Origin of the sequence: Variovorax sp. WS11 (genome assembly GCF_010499245.1) — a bacterium.
Taxonomy (GTDB): Bacteria; Pseudomonadota; Gammaproteobacteria; order Burkholderiales; family Burkholderiaceae_C; genus Variovorax.
The window spans coordinates 138996-157006 of the sequence record NZ_JAAGOW010000005.1; the positions used below are offsets into that span (position 1 = coordinate 138996).

The following is an 18011-nucleotide window of genomic DNA, read 5'->3' on the forward strand; positions in this document are numbered from 1 at the left end:
CCGGAGGTGGCGGAGGACATGGGCGGCGCCGTCAGGGATTTGATCCAGGCCGGGCAGGTCCGGCACCGATCGGGACTTCGCAGACATCGAGGACGCCGCTGCGCAGATGACCGTGCAAGGCGCCCGCTATACCGCGCAATTAAAAAAGCGAACTGGGTTCTGATTCAAGGCCGCATCGCCAGCCAGCCATTCACAAGCAGCAGGATCAACACCGCCACGGGCGCGATCGCATGCAGGAATTCGCCATGAAGAAGGACTGTGCCCGCCGCCGCAACCATCATTGCAGTTCCGACCAACACGCCAGCGATGCGTGTTCGCACAAAGAGCAGCAGCGCCGCCGTGGACATCTCCAGCACCCCGCTCACATAGTGAAACCAGCCCGGATAGCCCCAACGAACGTAGTCCTCGAGGATCTGATCCGCTGCAAAGACGTTACCGAATCCGCCCAAGAGAAAGAAGGCAAACAGGAGGCCATTGAACAGGACTCGGGGCGATAGCCTGATTGCCAAGAATCTCTCCGTGTGCGGTGTCGTAAGAATGCAGTTCGACGCGGGCGCGGGAACTGGCGTGTCGCAGCAGGCTGCGACGGAACAGGCCTCAAGCGATGCCGGTGGTTCGCTCGGAGACCGACCACAGGCGGTCGGCCCGTTCAGGGTCCAGCACGTGGGCGGCCACGCTGCCGGAGGAGGAGTCATCCTGCGCCGGCTTTGCCACCGCGCAATCCTCCAGGCAGAGACCGCCAACCCCCTCCAGTTCGTCGGCAACTGCAGCCCACACGCTGGTCGCCGCGCCTTGTTGCGGTGTCTTCATCGGAAGGCCGGCCACACGTGAGAACAGGAAGGTGCTTTCCTCCGTGCTGAGGTCGCGCATGAGTTCGGTGCGAATCACTCCGGGCATCACTGCGTTGGCCGTGATGCCCCGCGGCCCGAAGCGCTTCTGGAAACCGACCGCGAACATCACGTTGGCGGCCTTGCTGCGGCCGTAAGCGGCGAAGAGCGCGTAGGCCTGGGTGCGGAAGTGCATGTCGTCGAAATCCACCGGCCAGGGACGATGGCCGCCCGAGGTCAATTGCACCACCCGCGACGGGCCTGCGCGCTCCAAGGCAGGCACCAGCAGCGTCGTGAGCAGGAAATGCCCGAAGTGATTCACGCCGATGTGCTTCTCCAAGCCGTCAGCGGTATAGGCCAGCGGCCCGCCCATCACGCCAGCGTTGTTGATCAACAGGTGCAACGGCCGGTTTCCCCAGCGCTCTGCGAACGTCCGGATGGACGCGAAACTGGCGAGATCCAGCACCTCGGCGCTTGCCGCCACGCCCCACTCGGCTCGCAACTGTTGTGCCACGCGCCCGCCCGCGGCCGCATCGCGAACGGCAAGCACTACCTGCGCGCCGGCACTGGCCAACGCGCGCGCCGTTTCCGTCCCGAGCCCGCCGGCACCGCCGGTGACGATGGCCGTCCTGTTCGAAAGGTCGTGCCCGTTGGCCACCTCCAAGGCCGTCGTCTGGCTGCTGAACTCTGAACACCTTTCGCTCTGCATCGATTTGTCTCCTGGAAGGGGTACCCGTGGCCGTATCGGCGGTTCTAGTGCACGACTGTCGAGGGATCGTAGTGCTAATTAATACCACTGTCAAACAGCAAGCGGAGTGTGCACCCCGAGCTTGCCGAAGCCGAAGCCGAAGCATCCGGAAACGCAGGGAGCTGGAGATGCGCGTCATTCACTGGTTTGGCGCGCCGATTCCGCGAGCATGACCAGCACGCTGGCTCCGGTGATCAGGATGGTGTTGCCAGTGTGTTTCATGAGTCGCGATGATCAGCGGAACCGCTCATCCAGCCATGAGACCACAGCGCGCACGGCCACTGACTGCGGCAGCTCTTCGCCGGCAGCCAGGGCGTGCCCGTGATGGTTTCCCTTCACGTCGATGCGCTGCTTCTCACGGGTCGCCAGGGTCTCGAAGATGGCAGTGACATCGCTGGGGAACACCGTGTTGTCACCGGTGTAGTAGATCACCAGGCTGGGCTGCTGCACGCTGGCGCCGCAGCGCTCGAAAGACGCGTTGGAGGACAGGCCGGACCATGTGGAGAGCCAACCTTCCGGCGTGCATATGCGGCCGAACCCGACCGCGCCGAGGTTGGAAGCCATGGGATCGCTGCCCCAGACGGTTCCCCAGCGACGGTCAGACGGATCCAGCGTCAAGTCGAAGGCGCGCGGATCTGCGTCGGTTCGCCAGACCTGGAAGATGGCGTTGAGGGCGCCGGCCATGTCGTCGCGCCGATTGCCCCGCCCCGCCCTGCTGCGTCCGCGGGCCGCCATGCGTTCGGTGATCATCGCCTTGGCGGCCGCGTCGATACGTTCCACGCGGCGCCGTTGGGCCGCGCGATAGCGGCCCATGAATTCGGCCGCATATTGGGCGCTCTGCGGGCGCGGCCTGAAGCCGTTGGCCTCGCTAAACGGATCGAGGCTGGAATCGACCGACAGAGGGTCGCGCTCGTCCACGACCGAAGGATCGATGCAATTCATCAGCAGGGCGCCCTGGCCGCCGTGCGGCGCGACGAAGACGAAGCCGTCCGGCTCCGGCATGACCACGTCGGCCAGCTTGACCGGCCGTCCCCCGGGGGTGCTTCCGAGACGGCGGCCGGAATCGGTCAGGGCCTGCTGGTTGTAAAAGGCGAACAGCGGCGCCCCCCCGGAATTGCCGAGCATGACGATCTTCTTGAAGGCCAGCGAGCGCAATTGGCCGACGCCAGCGGCCACATCAAGCAAGGCCACTTCGTGTTCCAGCCGGATGTCATTGCCGACGGTGCGCGCACCCTGCACCCAGCACGCGTAGCCCGCCTGCACGAGCGCGGGGACCATGTAGTGCGTCACAAGCAGCTCGCGCGGGTGCATGATCATCACCACGGCTTGTTCGCCCCCACAGGCATGCAGATAGCCGACGACTTGCGCGCCGTCGGCGGTGGCAACCGGCATCACCTTGGTTTGCAACGACGCGGGAACAAGCTTCGAGTCCCACGATGCGCCTCTCAATCCCGCAGTAGGGCGGGTTTCGACCCGGTCAGCGGTGGCTGTATTCGACTCCATCGATGCGCATCCTTTCAATGTAGCTGACGTCGACATGACGCACAGGCGAGGCGCCACAGATAGCCACCCGCCGATGAGCGCCAAATCCACGCAGCGCGCAGATATTATGATGGATGTTAATTAAATGCAAGAACATCGGCCCTGTTGAGGCGTGGGACGCGAGTTGTTCAGGTGCTGGGCGGGCGTGCCCAGATGGCAACTGCTCCCGTCGCCCGCCGGGATGGGCCTTAACCGGCAGCATGTAGCTGCGAGCGCTGCTGTTCTGGCCTGCAGAGCCCGCCGCGTGAATCCGGTCGCGACGGGGCCCGCTCCCAGCCCGCCGATTCAATCGAAGAAGCGGAAGCGCACCGCCGGATCCTCGAGCACGCGGCGGCTCAGGCCGCGCTCCCACGCGAGGTAGTCGGCCCAGACCTCGTCGCGGCGCGGGCCGAAGACGCGCATCACCGAGCCCCAGTCGTCGTCGAAAGGGGTCAGCAGCTGATGCGGCGCATAGGCCGACTCGACCGGCCTGCCCTCCGCCGCCCAGGCCTCGGTGCCGCCGGCCAGCCAGGCGAAGGCCGATGCGGGCCAGCGCTTTCTCGCGTCGCGCGCGGCGAAACGGGCGGCGGCGCCGTCGGGCGAGCTGAAGACCACCGGGCGACCCGAAGCCAGCAGGGGCTCGAGCGGTGCGAGCGATGCGGGCAGCAGGAAGCGTGCGCCCGGCAGATGGCGTTTCTCGTAGTCGAGGCTGGGGCCGACGTCCAGCAGCTCGGCATCCCCACGCTCGATCCATTGCGCCAGCGCATCGGGCGCGAGGCCCGGGTCCGGGTCGTCCGCCGCTTGCGCCGATGCAGGGGCCGGCAGCAGGGGTAGCTCGCCCGACAGCACGAAGACCTCGGCCTGGTTCAGCTGCGCGAGCCAGTAGGCGGTCACGGCCGCGCGCAGCCGGTGGGGCTCGTCGACCAGCACGATGCGCGCATGGCGCGTGCCCACAAGGTTCTCGAAATGCATGAGCAGCTGGCCGCCGGCCACTCGGCGCACGCCGGGCTGCGCGGGTGACGGCGGCGACGGCCGAAGGTCGAACAGATAGAGCGAGCGCTCCTCGTCGGCCGAAAGCCGTGCGAGTCCTTCCGCATCGATCACCGGCAGCCCATGGCACGCGATCAGGCGATCGGCCAGGGCGCGCAGCAGCTCGGGCGCCTCGGTCGGGATGTCGTCCACGGGGCGGGCGTTCTGCACCACCGCGCCGCCGCGCAGGCCCCAGGCCATCACGCCGTCCTCGAGGAACACGGCGTTGGCGCCGCCCAGCAGCCGCAGCGTGGTGGCGCCGATGATGCCGCGCGTGCGGCTGAAGCAGTTAACCGCCCACACATGATCGGGCTCGCCCTCGGGCAAGGCGCGCAGCGCCAACTCGGTACCCGGGTAGTTGCCGGCGCCTTCGATCGAGAGGAAGTCGTACTCCTCGCGCGGGCGCGCGTCGATGAGCGTGGTGGGCTGCCCCGCGCGCCGGCGCCGCTCGAACTCGGCCAGCGACAGGGTGGGCGTGCCGTAGTGCAGGCGGGCGAGATCGCCGAAGGCCTTGACCAGGGTGGCGTAGCCGTCGATGAGCGGCAGGCCCTGCGCGCGCCACGCGTCCAGGCCGCCCGCGAGACGCCGCAGGCGCGTGTAGCCGAGCCGCTCGAGCAGCGCCGCCGCGCGCGCGGCCGGGCCCTGCTGCGCATCGGTGTCGTCGTACAGCACCAGCTCAGTCGTGCGCCGCGGGACCAGCGCGCCGACCTGCAGCTCGAGCGTGGAGAGCGGCGCCAGCCGCGCGAGGTTGAGATGCGCTTCGCAGAACCAGCGCGCCTCGCGCACGTCGAGCAGCGCGAGCTCCGAGTTGCCGAGCAACAGCGCCTGCAGGGTGCCGGGGGAGATGGCTTCGTCGTTCAAGAGACCTCGAATCTAGAACGACCCCGCATTCCCGGCAACGAAGCTTTGCGCATGTCCTCATGCGCAACGGGCGCATGCGAAGAGGGCAGGCCTTCCTAAGATCGGCGCGGCCCGTGCCATGACCGTGCCATGACGACGACCGTCCACCCCTCCTCTATCCGTCCGCCGCGCGCCGCCTGGTGGCTGCACTACGAAACCCCCACGCTGCTGCTCGCCGCCGCGCTCTACGCCGCCTGGGCCGCGCTGCTGTGGTGGCATCGCTCGCTGCCGGCCTGGCTGCTGTTCCTGCTCGGCGGCTGCCTGGGCCAGCTCCATTCTTCGCTGCAGCACGAGAGCATCCATGCCATGCGCCACCTGCCGCGCTGGCTGCGGCACGCGGTGGTTAGGCCGCCCATCAACCTGTGGCTGCCTTACCCGCTCTACCACAGCAGCCACAGCGCGCACCACGTCAACTTCCACCTGACCCATCCGCACAAGGACACCGAGAGCGTCTACCACGCCGCGCATGCCTGGCAGGGCTACGGGCCATGGCGGCGGCGGGTCTATGGCGCCAATCAGACGCTTGCCTTCCGGATGACGGTCGGCCCCTGGCTGTGCCTGGCCGAGCTGGCGCGCGGCGAGGCCGCACGTCTTTGGGCAGGGGACGCACCCCGCGTCCGGATGTGGCTCACGCATGCCTTCAGCGTGGCGCCCGTGCTCTTCTACGTGATCCAGGTCTGCGGCATAGACCCGGGCACCTACGTGCTGTGCTTCGTCTACCCCAGCATGATGCTCGAGTCGAACCTGTTGTTCGGTTTGCTCTACCTCTACAACAACCTGCACCACGTGCATCATCGCGCGCCCACGATGCCGTGGTACGAGATCCCGATCCACTTCCGTCGCCACAGGGCCGCGGTGCTGGCGGCCAACGGCCACTTCTACTACCGCGGCTACGGCGAGATCGCGCGCCGCTTCCTGTTCCGGCCGGTGTTCGAGCCGGTGCATCCTCGTTGGTAAAAAAAGCGGGCTGCCAAGGCCCGCAGAACGTCGCTTCGATCAGGCCTGCGCGGCGACCACGGACACGCCGTGATCGGCCAGGTAGAGGCTCACCGGCGCGCCGGGGTTGAGCGGCTGCCTGACTTCGGGCGACACCACGAAGATGTCGCCCAGCGGGCTGCGGAAGGTGTACTCCACGATGCTGCCCACGTAGGTCCGCTTGACGACGCGGGCGGCGAGCCCGTCGTTCGCCACCGGCCCGATCACCCAGGCCTCCGGCCGCACCGCGACCTTCACCGGGCCCGGCCGCACCTCCGGCGCGGCGACCACCGTCAGCGCGCCGAGCGGCACGCGGCCATCCTCGCCGCAGACGCCGTCGAACAGCATCGCCTCGCCCATGAAGCCGGCCACGAACTCCGATTGCGGCGCCTCGTAGAGCTCGTGCGGCGTGCCCTGCTGCGCGATCACGCCCTGGTCCATCACGATGATGTGGTCGCTGACGGCCAGCGCCTCGCTCTGGTCGTGCGTGACGTAGGCCACCGTCAGCGCCAACCGCTGCTGCAGGGCGCGGATCTCTTCGCGCATCGAGCGGCGCAGCCGCGCGTCGAGGTTGGACAGCGGCTCGTCGAAGAGCAGCACCGCCGGCTCCAGCGCCAGCGCGCGCGCCACTGCCACGCGCTGCTGCTGGCCGCCCGAGAGCTCGCTGGGCATGCGTTCGTCCAGCCCGCGCAGGCCAACGGTCTCGAGCATCTGCCGGGCCTTGTCGCGCGCCTCGCGCAGCGGCATCCGGGACATGCGCAGGCCATAGCAGACGTTCTCGATCACGGTCATGTGCGGGAACAGCGCGTAGCTCTGGAACACCAGGCTCACGTTGCGCTGCGCGGCGCCGAGCGCGGTGACGTCCTCGCCGTCGATCAGGATGCGCCCCGAGGTGGGACTCTCGAGGCCGGCGATCATGCGCAGCGTGGTGGTCTTGCCGCAGCCCGAGGGCCCGAGGATCGTCGTCAGCGTGCCCTTGGGCACGCCGAAGCTGATGTTGTTCACCGCCAGCGGCGCATCGGAAGCCGCGCCATAGCGCTTGGAGACGTTCTGGAATTCGAAGCCGTACATGAGGATGTCCTTGTGGTTCAGAGCGGTGCGGCCATCGGCGCGGCGCGCCCGGGGTCGACGGGTTGGACCCGCTGCGGCGAGCGCCGCCGCCCCAGCCTGCGCTCCCCGACCAGCCACTGGATGCAGGCCGTGGCCAGCGCCATGAGCACGATCAGCGCGGTGCTGTAGGCCAGCGCCACGCCGTAGTCGCCCTGCCCCACGCGCCCGATGATGAAGGTGGTCGCCAGCTCGGTCTGCGCGGTCACCAGGAAGATCACGGCGGAAACCGTGGTCATTGCACGCACGAAGCTGTAGATGAGCGAAGCCGCGAGCGCCGGCTTGAGCAGGGGCAACACGATCGACCACAGCGTGCGGGCGGTCGATGCGCGCAGCATCAGCGACGCTTCGTCGAGCGACCTGTCGAGCTGCCGGAAGGCGGCCGACCCCGCGCGCACGCCGACCGGCAGGTTGCGGAAGATGAAGCACATCACGATGATCAGCCCGCTGCCCGTCATCTCGAAGGGCGGCACGTTGAAGGCCAGCACATAGCTCACGCCCAGCACCGTGCCGGGAATCGCGAACGCCATCAGCGCCGAGAACTCGAACAGGCCCTGGCCGCGGAACTGCACGCGCGCCAGCAGCCAGGCAATCAGCAGGCCCAGGCCGGCGGTGATCGGCGCCGCCGTCGCGGCAAGCTGCACGGTCGTGAACAGCGAGTCCCACGCCAGGCCCGCCCACTGCAGCCCGCCGTTCTCGAAGCCGACGGCGAAGGCGGTGCGGAAATGCGCCAGCGTGGGCGTGTAGTTGCGGCCCCAGGTCTGCACGAAGCCGCCGCTGAAGGCGAACGCGTAGATCACCAGCGTGAACAGCAGCCACGGCACCGCCACCGCCAGCGCCACGCGGCGCAGCCCGTCGGGCAGCCGCATCGGGATGCCGGCGTCGCCCTTGCCCGAGACGGTGGTGAAGTTCCTGCGCCCCAGCACGCCGCGCTGCAGCGCGAACACGCCGAGCGCGAACAGCGTGAGGATCCAGGCCAGCGCCGCCGCCCGGCCCTGGTCGAACTGCGCACCGACGATGGCGAAGAAGATCTCGGTCGACAGCACCGAGAACTGGCCGCCTGCCACGATCGGGTTGCCGAAGTCGGCGATGCTCTCGATGAAGCCCACCAGGAAGGCGTTGGCCAGTCCCGGCAGCATCAGCGGCAGGGTCACGTGCCGGAAGGTCTTCGAGGCGTCGGCGCGCAGCGACTGCGAAGCCTCCTCCAGCGAGGGGCTGATGCCCTGCACCACGCCGCGCACGATCAGGAAGGCGATCGGCGTGAAGGCGAAGAGCTGCGCCAGCCAGACCCCGAACCAGCCGTAGAACCAGCGGCCCGGCTCGATGCCGAAGGCCCATTCGAGGAACTGGTTGACCAGGCCGGCGCGGCCGAACAGCAGCACCAGGCCCAGCCCGACGACGAAGGGCGGCGTGACGATGGGCAGCGGCGCCAAGAGGCGCAGCGCGCGGCGCACGCGGGAGTCGCTGCGGTCCTCGATCAGCGCCAGCAGCGTGCCGAGCACCGTCGTGCTGAGGCCGGTGAGCACGGCCAGCGAGAGCGTGTTCCAGGCCACGCCGCAGCTCTTGCCGGAATGCACGCAGCCCAGTCCCCAGACGCGCTCGCTGGCGATGCGCCCCAGCCAGGCCACGAGGCTGGGCCGGCCCGTCTCGTCGAGGAAGGCGCCGGACAGCGCGCGCAACACGGGGAAGGCGACGAACACCATCAACAGGCCTGCGCAGCCCACCACCGCCGCGGCGACGAACAGGTCGCCCTTGAAGGCGCCGCAGCGTGCGATGCCGAAGGCGCACAGCATCATGAGCGCCGCCAGCACCAGCGTCGCGCCCCATCCGAAGCCCGGCTGGCCCGTGCCGGAGGCCGCGTCCGGCAGGCCGACCAGGAATCCCTGCGCGAGCAAGCCGGCCACGCCGAGCGCGCCGCTCCATGCAAGCACACGCCCCTGCGCCCGCGCGGGTGCCATGCCGAGCACGGCGAGCCCGGCGATCAGCGGCCAGGCGCCGAGCAGCAGCCAGGGCCGCCGATGCAGCAGCACCTGCGCCAAGGCCGACGAGCTGTCGTGCCCGGCCATCAGCTCGCCGAGGCCCTGCAGGCCGAGGAGGCCATCGGGCAGGCTGTACCAGGGCAGAAGCGCGAAGGCGGCCAGGCCCAGCGCCGACCAGAGCGCGATCGCGCGGTTGTTCCCGTGGAAGTTCATGGCGTCTCAGCGGGGCAGCGAGTTGACTTCGCGCTCCCAGCGCTCGATGAGCCGCTTGCGCTCGGCCGACTGTCCATACTTCGCGTAGTCGTAGGCGATGAACTTGATCTTGCGGAAGTCCGGGATGCGGCTGTCCAGCGGCGTGGACTTGTTCGAAGGCAACTGGAACTGCTTGGCCGCAACGCCGAGCTGCTGCGCTCCCGGCGTGAGGGCCCATTCGTAGAACTTCTTCGCGTTGTCGAGGTTGCGCGCGCCCTTCACGATCGACATGGAGCCGATCTCGGCACCCGTGCCTTCGCAGGGTGTGTCGGTCGCGATCGGGAAGCCCTGCATCTGCTCGCCCGGCGCGTCGTGCACGAAGCTGATCGACACCGTGGTCTCGCCGCGCGCCACGGCCTTGATGGGGCCGGTGCCGGAGCGGGTGTACTGGCTGACGTTGGCGTGCAGCCCCTTGAGGTACTCGTAGGCCTTGTCCTCGCCCATCAGCTGCACGATGGTGGCGATCATGGTGTAGGCCGTGCCCGAGCTGGCCGGATTGGCGACCTGCACCTCGCCCTTGAGCGCGGGCGCCAGCAGGTCTTTCCAGCACTTGGGCGGCGCAAGCTTCTTCTTGGCCAGCAGCTCGGTGTTGAAGGCGAAGCCGAGCGGCCCCGAGTACACGCCCACGGTGCGCCAGCCGGACTGCTCGGCCTGCGCCTGGGCCCATGGATGGAGCTGCGCGAGCGAAGGCGACTTGTAGGCGAGCGTGAGGTCCTGCTCCGCGGCCTGGAGGTGCGGATCGCCCGTGCCTCCGAACCAGACGTCGGTCTTGGGATTGGTGCGCTCGGCGATCAGCTGGGCCAGCGCCTCGCCGCTGCCGCGCTTCAGCACGTTGACCTTGATGCCGGAGCTGCGCGTGAAGGTGGTGCTCATGAGGGAGCACCACTCGTCCTGCACGGAGCACACGACGTTGAGCTGGCCGGCGGACTGCGCCTGCGCGAGAGATGCACCGGCGGCGAGCGCCAGCGCGGCAAGGGAATGGTGGGTTTTCTTCATCATCATCTCCGTTCGTTGTTCGAGGTCTCTGCAGCAAGCACTGCCCCCGCGGCGGCATGTGCGCCGATGGTCGAGGCAGAGCGGGAATTGGGTCCGGAACGCGCCGGCGCGCAGCATCAGGGGCCCTGGCCCCAGGTCACGACCGCGTCGACGCCGATCACGCGGCCGTTCTCGACGCGGTTGTAGAGCGCCATGCTCGCGCCCATGGCATCCGCGATCTGGCGGCAGATCGACAGGCCCAGGCCCACGCCACCCTTGGCGGCCGTGAAGGCCTGGAAGAGCCGCGGCCGCAGCGCGTCGTCCAGGCCCTGGCCCTCGTCCCACACCACGAGCTCGGTGGTGCAGGCGTAGGCGCGCAGCAAGATGCCGAGCCGCCCGGCCGGCGGCGCGTGGTGGATGGCGTTGGCCAGCAGGTTGCGCAGCAACTCGCCGAGCATGAGCGCATCGGCCGGCGCGCAGAGCGCCTCGCCGTCCAGCGCAAACTCGAGCCGCTTGGCGGCAATCAGCGGCGCCAGCTCCACCACCGCGTCGTGCGCAACCGCGCGCAGATCGATCGGCTGGAGCTCGCCGGCTTGCTTGATCTGCTCGAGCTTGGTGAGGCTCAGCAACTGGTTGGCCATGCCGGTGGCGCGATCGACGGTGTGCAGCATCTGCGGCAGCACCTCGGCGGCCGGCACGTCGCCGGCGATGGCCGACTGAAGCTGGGTGCGCAGCACCGACATCGGCGTGCGCAGCTGGTGCGACGCATCGGCCAGGAAGCGGCGCTGCTGGCCCACCCATTCGCGCTGGCGGCGGTGCAGCCCATGGATGCGCTCGACCACGGGCCGCAGCTCCGACGGGCCGTCGTAGGCGGCGGCGTCCACCTGCGGCGATTCGAGCGCCCGGCTCGCGCGTGCGAGCCAGCGGGAGGCCAGCGCGACGCCGCTCCAGATCACCAGCGTCATCGCGGCGGCGGCCCCGTAGATCCAGCCGAGCAGGGCCTTGGGCAGTTCCTGCCAGAGCGCGATGCGCTCGCGCAGCGGCTCGGCCGCCTGCACGACCACTGCCTCGCCCGCCGCCGCGCCAGGCAGGTGGCGCAGCGCCGCGGCCGCGCGCGCCGGCACCCCGCCCCATTGCGTGACGTAGAGCCGCGCCAGGCCCGAATCGGGCAGCGCGCTGCGCCACGGATAGGCCGCGAGCGTGCGATCGCCGGCCAGCCATTCACCCTGCATGGTGCTCACCCGGTACGACAGCGGCTCGGCGATGGGCGGTGCCGAGGCCGGGCCCTCGCCCTGCGCCGCCGCCTGCACGACCTGCGCCAAGGCCACGCCGAGCCGCTCGTCCTGCGCCTGCGCCACCCGCGCGAAGGTCGCGGCGCCGTGCCACAGCGTGATCAGCGCCACGGTCAGCCACAGGCCACCCAGCAGCCAGGCCAGCAGGAAGCGGCGCAGCGAGGCCGCGGGAAGCAGGCGTTGCGACCATGTCATGCCTTCTGTGCGGCCGTGCTCGCGTCGTCGCACAGCAGGTAGCCCACGCCGCGCAGCGTGAGAATCTCGACGCTGGCCCCCTGCAGCTTCTTGCGCAGCCGGTGCACGAGCACCTCGACCGCATCCACGTGGGTCGCATCGTCGAAGACCGCGCTGCGCAGCGCCTCCTTGGGGACGACGTGGTCGACGCGCGACATCAGGCTCTTGAGGAGCTCGGCCTCGCGTGGCGAGAGATCGAGCGGGCTCTGGTCGCGGTAGAAGGCGTTCGATGCCGCCTCGTAGCGCAGCTGGCCGCAGCGCAGCTCGCCGTCGCGCCCGAGCCGGCGCGTCAGGGCGCCGAGGCGCGCGATCAGCTCGTCCAGGTCGAAGGGCTTGGCGAGGTAGTCGTCGGCGCCGGCGTTCAGGCCGGCGATGCGTTCGCCGACCGCGCCGCGCGCGGTCAGCACCAGCACCGGCGTGAGGTTGCCGTCGCCGCGCAGGCGCTGCAGCAGCTCCAGACCGTCCAGGCCCGGCAGCGAGAGGTCGAGCACGATGACGTCGAAGCGCTTCTTGCGCGCCGCCGCCAGCGCCTCGATGCCGTCGGCGCAGCACAGGAGCTCGAACCCGCGCGAGGACAGGCTGCGCGACAGCACCCCCGAGAGGTCGAAATCGTCTTCCACCAGCAGCAGCTTCATGCCCCGCATGGTGCCATCGCTCGCCCTGGCTCCGGACCGGGACTTGCCCGCCTCGCCGCTGAAAGGCAGTCGAAAGGCAGACCGCCCCGGGGTGGTGGCCTCAGACGATCTGGTGCCGGTACGCGTACGCGGTGGCCGCGACCCGCGAGGGCAGGTCCAGCTTGGTCAGGATGTTGCTGACGTGGCGATCGACGGTCTTGCCGCTCAGGAACAGCTCGGTGGCGATGGCCTTGTTGGTCTTGCCGGCGGCAACCAGGCGGAGCACCTGCAGCTCGCGCCGTGTCAGTCCGTGCGCGCCCGACGACTCGTCCCGCGCAGGCGCGTCGATACGCGCGAGGTCCGGCGCCGCCCCGAGGGCCTCGAACACCGTCCTGGCGGCCGCCAGCTGGAGCTCGTGGCCGTCACGGTCGCCCAGCGCGGCACAGGCCCGCGCCGTCAACTCCGCGACGCGTGCGCGCAGGTACGGCGCGTCGATCTCCTCCCACACCTGCCATGCGCGGCGCAGCGCGCCGAGCGCGGCTCCCGCGTCGCCTGCGGCCAGGTCGATCGCACCTTGCGCCTGCGCCGACAGCGCACCGAGCACCGGCGTGCCGACGTCCTGCGCGATCCGCTCCAGTTCGCGGCAGCTCTCGCGCGCTTCCTGGATCTCGCCCGCGTCGAGCAGGATCTCGATGTGGGCCGGCAGCAGGCGGGTTCGCGCGAGCGCTTCGGTGGAGGCCTCGAGCGCGCGGCGGGTCGCTGCGAGGGCCGCGGCGAGACGGCCTTGCGCGACCCGCAACAGCGCCAGCCCCGGCTGCGGATCCCACCCGCCCTCGCTCGCGCTGCGGTAGGCGGCCTCGGCCGCGGCAAGGTCGCCGCGCAGTCGATGCAGCTCGGCCTGCCGGTAGAAGGCGGCCGCGGCGGCTTGACGGTTCGAGGCGCGCAGACAGCGCTCGCCGGCGCGCCGGGCTTCGTCGATCGCATCGGGCCAGGCGCCCAGCAACTGCAGGATGCCGGCGCGGTGCACCATGCAGACACCGCTGAAGGCGACCATGTCGGGTTGCTCGCCGCACCAGCGCGCCAGCGCCGCTGTCCACTCGCGGGCACGGTCCAGCGCGTAGACCTGCTCGCAGCCCTCGATCGCGCTGCAGTAGACCAGGCCCGTGACCAGTGGCGACAGCTCTCCCGCAACGACGGCGAGCATCGCCTCGTCGAGCAGTGCGAGCCCGTCTGCCACCCGCCCCTGCTCAATGCGGATGCGACCCTGCAGGTGTCTCGCACACGCGCTCAGATCGCGCTCGCCGAAACGCTCGCCGATGTCGGTGGCGCGCGCCGCGGTGGCGTAGGCGGCCCGCCAGTCGCCCGCAACGATCTGCTGCTGTGCGAGCGGCAGCAAGACGTAGCCGTGTGCGGCGCCTTCGCGCTTCTCGCCCTCGAGCAGCCGCCTGGTACGCGCCAGCCATCCGGTGGCGTGGCCGGTCTCGCCCCGGAACAGCAGGCGAAGGGACAGCCACGCCGCACAGCGCGCGGCGCGTGCGCTGGCGCCGGCGTCCAGGTGCGCGGCGTACGCGCGGTCGAGCAACGTCAGGTAGTCGTCATCGCGGCCGACGAGGTACGCCGACATCGCCAGGCATTCGAGATCCTCGCCGCTCAGCTGCAGCGTCTGGTCGGCGATCGTGAGCGTGCGGTAAGCATCGGCCCACGCGCGTTGCCGGTAGTGCTCGCGGCCTCTGCCCAATGCGTCGGGAGCCTGAGCGTCCGGCTTGCCCATCAGCTCCATTGCGCCGGCTTCGCAGCGGGCCGCCGCTTTCGGATCTTTGCGCGGCATGGTGAACGGCGGCGCGGCAGCGCGCACGCCGAACTCATCTTACTGCGCAGGCTTCTGGGTAGAAGCACCCATTCGCCGGTGCCGGAGAAATTGGGTGATCCGGCCGACGCCCCGCTGCTGCCTCGCGCCTATCTTCGAACTCATCGACCACGAAGGAGCGACGCATGAACAGTCTGGGACAAGCGCAGCGCATCGAATCGACAGATGCGGCAGGCGCTCGCGAGCGATTGCTGGCGGGCCTGCCTGTGACGCAGCGGCTGCAGCAACTCGCCGGCGTATCGACGCCCGTTCTGGAGGGTGGCGAGGGCCCGCCGGTGGTGTTGCTGCATGGTCCGGGTGGGAACGCGACGCACTGGATGCACGTGATCGCGGACCTGGTGCGGACCCATCACGTGATCGCCCCCGACCTGCCTGGACAGGGGGCCTCCGAACTGGGCACCACGCCCTTGGACGCCGATCGCGTTCTCGCCTGGCTCGGCGAACTGATCGAGCGCAACTGCAGTGCGCCCCCCGCACTGGTCGGCGCGGCGCTCGGCGGGGCCATCGCGGCGCGCTTCGCCATCGAGCACGGCGACCGGCTGGACCGGGTGATCCTCATCGATTCCCTGGGCTTTTGCCCGTTCCAGCCGGCGCCGGACTTCGGGTCGGCCTTGCACGCGTTCCTCGCGCAGCCCGACGACGCCAGTCACGACCACCTGTGGGAATACTGCGCGCACGACCTGGCTGTCGTGCGCCGGGGGCTGGGCGAGCGCTGGCCCGACTTCAAGGCCTACAACGTCGACCGTGCGCAGACGCCGAGCGTGCAGGCTGCGCTCGGTGCGCTGATGGAGCAGTTCGGGATCCCCGAGATCCCGGCGGCGGACCTTGCTCGCATTGCCGTTCCCACGGCCTTGATCTGGGGCCGCCACGACCTGGCGACGCCGCTGCCGGTCGCGCAAGCCGCAGGTGCGCGCTACGGGTGGCCGCTGCACGTGATCGACGACGCCGCCGACGATCCGGCGGTCGAACAGCCCGAGGCGACGATGCGCGTGCTGCGCAGCGCACTCACATCCGGCGGCCGGTAGCGAGGCGGCCCCGTGCCGCGCATGCGACCGGCCGGCTGAAGGATGTCCCGCGTTGAGCCCTGTGATCGCGTCGAGGGTCTCGCGCCCCAATGTTGTTCGATGTCGTAAAAGCAGCAATTGCTGTCTTTGCAGCAATAAACAGCAACGCCATGGGGCATCGACATGCACAGCCTCGCACGGCCGCAAAGGAAGCACACAGGCTGAGAAGGCGCCGGCGGCCGCTATTGCCGCCATAGGCTTTTTTGGGTCGCACCCTCCCGGGTTCAGACACAGAATGTCCCTCCCACCTCGATCCCAAGCATAGGAGTGCTTCCAATGAGCAACGAAAAGACCGTAACGAAGTGCCCGTTCAGCCAGGCCGCAGGCGGCGGCACTGCCAACCGCGACTGGTGGCCCAAGCAACTGCGCCTGGACCTGCTTCATCAGCATTCGTCGAAGTCCGACCCCATGGGCAATGACTTCGACTATGCAAAGGCCTTCAAGAGCCTCGACCTCGCAGTGGTGAAGAAGGACCTGGCCGCGCTGATGACCGACTCGCAGGACTGGTGGCCGGCCGATTTCGGGCACTACGGTCCGCTGTTCATTCGCATGGCCTGGCACAGCGCCGGCACCTACCGCATCGGCGATGGCCGTGGCGGCGCCGGCCGAGGCCAGCAGCGCTTCGCGCCGCTCAACAGCTGGCCGGACAACGTCAGCCTGGACAAGGCGCGTCGTCTGCTCTGGCCGATCAAGCAGAAGTACGGACTGAACATCTCGTGGGCCGACCTGATGATCCTCGCGGGCAACGTGGCCCTGGAAACCATGGGCTTCAAGACCTTCGGCTTCGGGGGCGGCCGCCCGGATGTGTGGGAGCCGGACCAGGACGTGTACTGGGGCCGCGAGACGACCTGGCTGGGCGGTGACGTGCGCTACGCCCACGGCTCGGAAGGCGTGGAGAAGAATGGCGGCGTGCTCTCGGCCGACGAGCCCGCGGACGGCGACGTTCACTCGCGCAATCTCGAGAACCCGCTTGCCGCCGTCCAGATGGGGCTGATCTACGTCAACCCCGAAGGCCCGGACGGCAATCCCGACCCAATTGCCGCCGCCCGCGACATCCGCGACACCTTCGCCCGCATGGCCATGGACGACGAGGAAACGGTGGCCTTGATCGCCGGCGGCCACACCTTCGGCAAGACGCATGGCGCCGCCGCGGCTTCCCACGTCGCGGTCGAGCCCGAAGCGGCGGACCTCGAGGAACAGGGCTTCGGCTGGAGGAACGGCTTCGGCACCGGCAAGGGGGGCGACACGATCACCAGCGGCCTGGAAGTCACCTGGACCACCACGCCGACCAAGTGGAGCGGCAACTTCTTCTGGAACCTGTTCGGCTACGAATGGGAGCTGACCAAGAGCCCCGCCGGCGCGCACCAATGGGTCGCCAAGGGCGCCGGCGCGACCATTCCCCACGCCCACGACCCGTCGAAGAAGCTGGTGCCGACGATGCTGACCACCGACCTGTCGCTGCGCTTCGACCCCGCCTACGAAAAGATCTCGCGGCGCTTCATGGAGAACCCCGATCAGTTCGCCGACGCCTTCGCCCGGGCCTGGTTCAAGCTCACGCACCGCGACATGGGGCCGCGGGCCCGCTACCTGGGGCCCGAGGTACCGGCCGAAGAGTTGATCTGGCAGGATCCGGTTCCCGAGGTCGACCACCCGCTGGTCGATGCGCAGGATGTTACGGCCCTCAAGAAGCAGGTGCTGGCGTCGGGCCTGGGCGTCGCGCAGCTGGTGTCGACCGCGTGGGCCTCGGCCTCCACGTTCCGGGGCTCCGACAAGCGCGGCGGCGCGAACGGCGCGCGCATTCGTCTCGCGCCGCAGAAGGATTGGGCCGTCAATGAGCCGGAGCAGCTGGCCAAGGTGCTCCAGGTGCTGGAGGGCATCCGCGAGAAGTTCAATGGCGCACAGAGCGGCGGCAAGAAAATCTCGCTCGCCGACCTGATCGTGCTGGCCGGCAATGCCGGTGTGGAACAGGCCGCGAAGGATGGCGGCCAGGCGCTTACCGTGCCCTTCTCGCCGGGGCGCACGGATGCTTCGCAGAAGCAGACCGACGTGGAGTCCTTTGCGCCGCTGCAGCCGGTGGCGGATGGCTTCCGCAACTACGTGAAGGGACGCTACAGCGTGCCGGCCGAAGCGTTGCTGATCGACAAGGCGCAACTGTTGACGCTCACCGCGCCGGAGATGGCGGTGCTCATCGGCGGCCTGCGCGTGCTGGGCGCCAACGCAGGCCAGACCCGGCACGGCGTCTTCACGCAGAAGCCAGGCACGCTGAGCAACGACTTCTTCGCCAACCTGCTCGACATGAGCACGGAGTGGAAGGCCGCATCGGATGCCAAGGAGGAGTTCGAAGGACGGGATCGCAAGTCAGGCGAGCTGAAGTGGACGGCCACGCGCGTCGATCTGGTCTTCGGCTCGAATGCCCAACTGCGCGCCATCGCGGAGGTCTACGGCAGTTCGGATGCGAAGAAGAAGTTCGCCGACGACTTCGTGGCCGCATGGACCAAGGTGATGAATCTCGATCGCTTCGATCTCGGCTGAACAAGTGTCACAGTGACCCCTCCGGGGTATGGAGATCCATCGAATCGAATAATCGCCGCGCGAGTCCCTCGACAGTGCTCGACTGAGACAAGGAG

Annotated in this window: 13 protein-coding genes; 3 read left to right on the forward strand and 10 right to left on the reverse strand. The window is 69.2% G+C overall.

Features of this window, described 5'->3' with window-relative positions; all coding sequences use genetic code 11:
- Window positions 1-164 precede the first annotated feature (164 nt).
- The 4 genes from GXN78_RS41710 to GXN78_RS35365 form a co-directional block, all read right to left on the reverse strand.
- Window positions 165-509: a DoxX family protein gene (locus GXN78_RS41710; RefSeq protein WP_219910122.1), complete on the reverse strand. Its 345-nt coding sequence runs from the start codon at window positions 507-509 to the stop codon at window positions 165-167.
- Window positions 510-597: 88 nt separating this feature from the next.
- Window positions 598-1485: an SDR family NAD(P)-dependent oxidoreductase gene (locus tag GXN78_RS35355; protein WP_343231050.1), complete on the reverse strand. Its 888-nt coding sequence runs from the start codon at window positions 1483-1485 to the stop codon at window positions 598-600.
- Window positions 1486-1809: 324 nt separating this feature from the next.
- Window positions 1810-3078, reverse strand: coding sequence for an alpha/beta hydrolase (locus GXN78_RS35360; protein WP_181360676.1), 1269 nt, complete (start codon window positions 3076-3078; stop codon window positions 1810-1812).
- Between the two features lie 324 nt (window positions 3079-3402).
- Window positions 3403-4986: a rhodanese-like domain-containing protein gene (locus GXN78_RS35365; RefSeq protein WP_106560390.1), complete on the reverse strand. Its 1584-nt coding sequence runs from the start codon at window positions 4984-4986 to the stop codon at window positions 3403-3405.
- Between the two features lie 129 nt (window positions 4987-5115).
- On the opposite strand from GXN78_RS35365, the gene GXN78_RS35370 reads away from it, so the two are divergent.
- Window positions 5116-5982 (forward strand): fatty acid desaturase, encoded by an 867-nt coding sequence (locus GXN78_RS35370; protein WP_106560389.1) that lies wholly within the window; start codon window positions 5116-5118, stop codon window positions 5980-5982.
- 39 nt (window positions 5983-6021) lie between these two features.
- Here GXN78_RS35370 and GXN78_RS35375 read toward each other — a convergent pair whose 3' ends face one another.
- The 6 genes from GXN78_RS35375 to GXN78_RS35400 all read right to left on the reverse strand — a co-directional run bounded on the left by GXN78_RS35375 (window position 6022) and on the right by GXN78_RS35400 (window position 14308).
- On the reverse strand, window positions 6022-7071 hold the full coding sequence (locus GXN78_RS35375) for an ABC transporter ATP-binding protein (protein WP_106560388.1): 1050 nt from the start codon (window positions 7069-7071) through the stop codon (window positions 6022-6024).
- A 17-nt stretch (window positions 7072-7088) separates the two neighbouring features.
- A complete protein-coding gene (locus GXN78_RS35380; RefSeq protein ID WP_106560387.1) occupies window positions 7089-9299 on the reverse strand; it encodes an iron ABC transporter permease in 2211 nt (736 codons plus the stop codon).
- 6 nt (window positions 9300-9305) lie between these two features.
- Entirely contained in the window at window positions 9306-10334 is a 1029-nt protein-coding gene (locus tag GXN78_RS35385; RefSeq protein ID WP_106560405.1) for an ABC transporter substrate-binding protein, read from the reverse strand.
- 116 nt (window positions 10335-10450) lie between these two features.
- On the reverse strand, window positions 10451-11800 hold the full coding sequence (locus GXN78_RS35390; RefSeq protein ID WP_106560386.1) for an ATP-binding protein: 1350 nt from the start codon (window positions 11798-11800) through the stop codon (window positions 10451-10453).
- Window positions 11797-12474: a response regulator transcription factor gene (locus GXN78_RS35395; RefSeq protein ID WP_106560385.1), complete on the reverse strand. Its 678-nt coding sequence runs from the start codon at window positions 12472-12474 to the stop codon at window positions 11797-11799. Before GXN78_RS35395 ends, GXN78_RS35390 begins: the two co-directional genes overlap by 4 nt.
- Window positions 12475-12574: 100 nt before the next feature.
- Window positions 12575-14308, reverse strand: a complete 1734-nt coding sequence (locus GXN78_RS35400; RefSeq protein WP_258187267.1) for a helix-turn-helix transcriptional regulator — start codon at window positions 14306-14308, stop codon at window positions 12575-12577.
- Between the two features lie 137 nt (window positions 14309-14445).
- Here GXN78_RS35400 and GXN78_RS35405 point away from each other — a divergent pair, with 137 nt between their 5' ends.
- Both GXN78_RS35405 and katG read left to right on the forward strand, forming a co-directional pair.
- The gene (locus tag GXN78_RS35405) at window positions 14446-15345 is read left to right on the forward strand and encodes an alpha/beta fold hydrolase (protein ID WP_106560384.1); all 900 of its coding nucleotides are present in this window, start codon (window positions 14446-14448) and stop codon (window positions 15343-15345) included.
- A gap of 315 nt (window positions 15346-15660) precedes the next feature.
- On the forward strand, window positions 15661-17916 hold the full coding sequence (katG, locus tag GXN78_RS35410) for a catalase/peroxidase HPI (protein ID WP_106560383.1): 2256 nt from the start codon (window positions 15661-15663) through the stop codon (window positions 17914-17916).
- The last annotated feature ends 95 nt before the right edge of the window (window positions 17917-18011 follow it).

Bases quoted from the DNA above. Each gene is read 5' to 3' on its own strand.
- GXN78_RS35360 (WP_181360676.1), bottom strand. From the start codon at position 3,078: ATGGAGTCGAATACAGCCACCGCTGACCGGGTCGAAACCCGCCCTACT.
- GXN78_RS35370 (WP_106560389.1), top strand. From the start codon at position 5,116: ATGACGACGACCGTCCACCCCTCCTCTATCCGTCCGCCGCGCGCCGCC.
- GXN78_RS35375 (WP_106560388.1), bottom strand. From the start codon at position 7,071: ATGTACGGCTTCGAATTCCAGAACGTCTCCAAGCGCTATGGCGCGGCT.
- GXN78_RS35380 (WP_106560387.1), bottom strand. From the start codon at position 9,299: ATGAACTTCCACGGGAACAACCGCGCGATCGCGCTCTGGTCGGCGCTG.
- GXN78_RS35385 (WP_106560405.1), bottom strand. From the start codon at position 10,334: ATGAAGAAAACCCACCATTCCCTTGCCGCGCTGGCGCTCGCCGCCGGT.
- GXN78_RS35390 (WP_106560386.1), bottom strand. From the start codon at position 11,800: ATGACATGGTCGCAACGCCTGCTTCCCGCGGCCTCGCTGCGCCGCTTC.
- GXN78_RS35395 (WP_106560385.1), bottom strand. From the start codon at position 12,474: ATGAAGCTGCTGCTGGTGGAAGACGATTTCGACCTCTCGGGGGTGCTG.
- GXN78_RS35405 (WP_106560384.1), top strand. From the start codon at position 14,446: ATGAACAGTCTGGGACAAGCGCAGCGCATCGAATCGACAGATGCGGCA.
- katG (WP_106560383.1), top strand. From the start codon at position 15,661: ATGAGCAACGAAAAGACCGTAACGAAGTGCCCGTTCAGCCAGGCCGCA.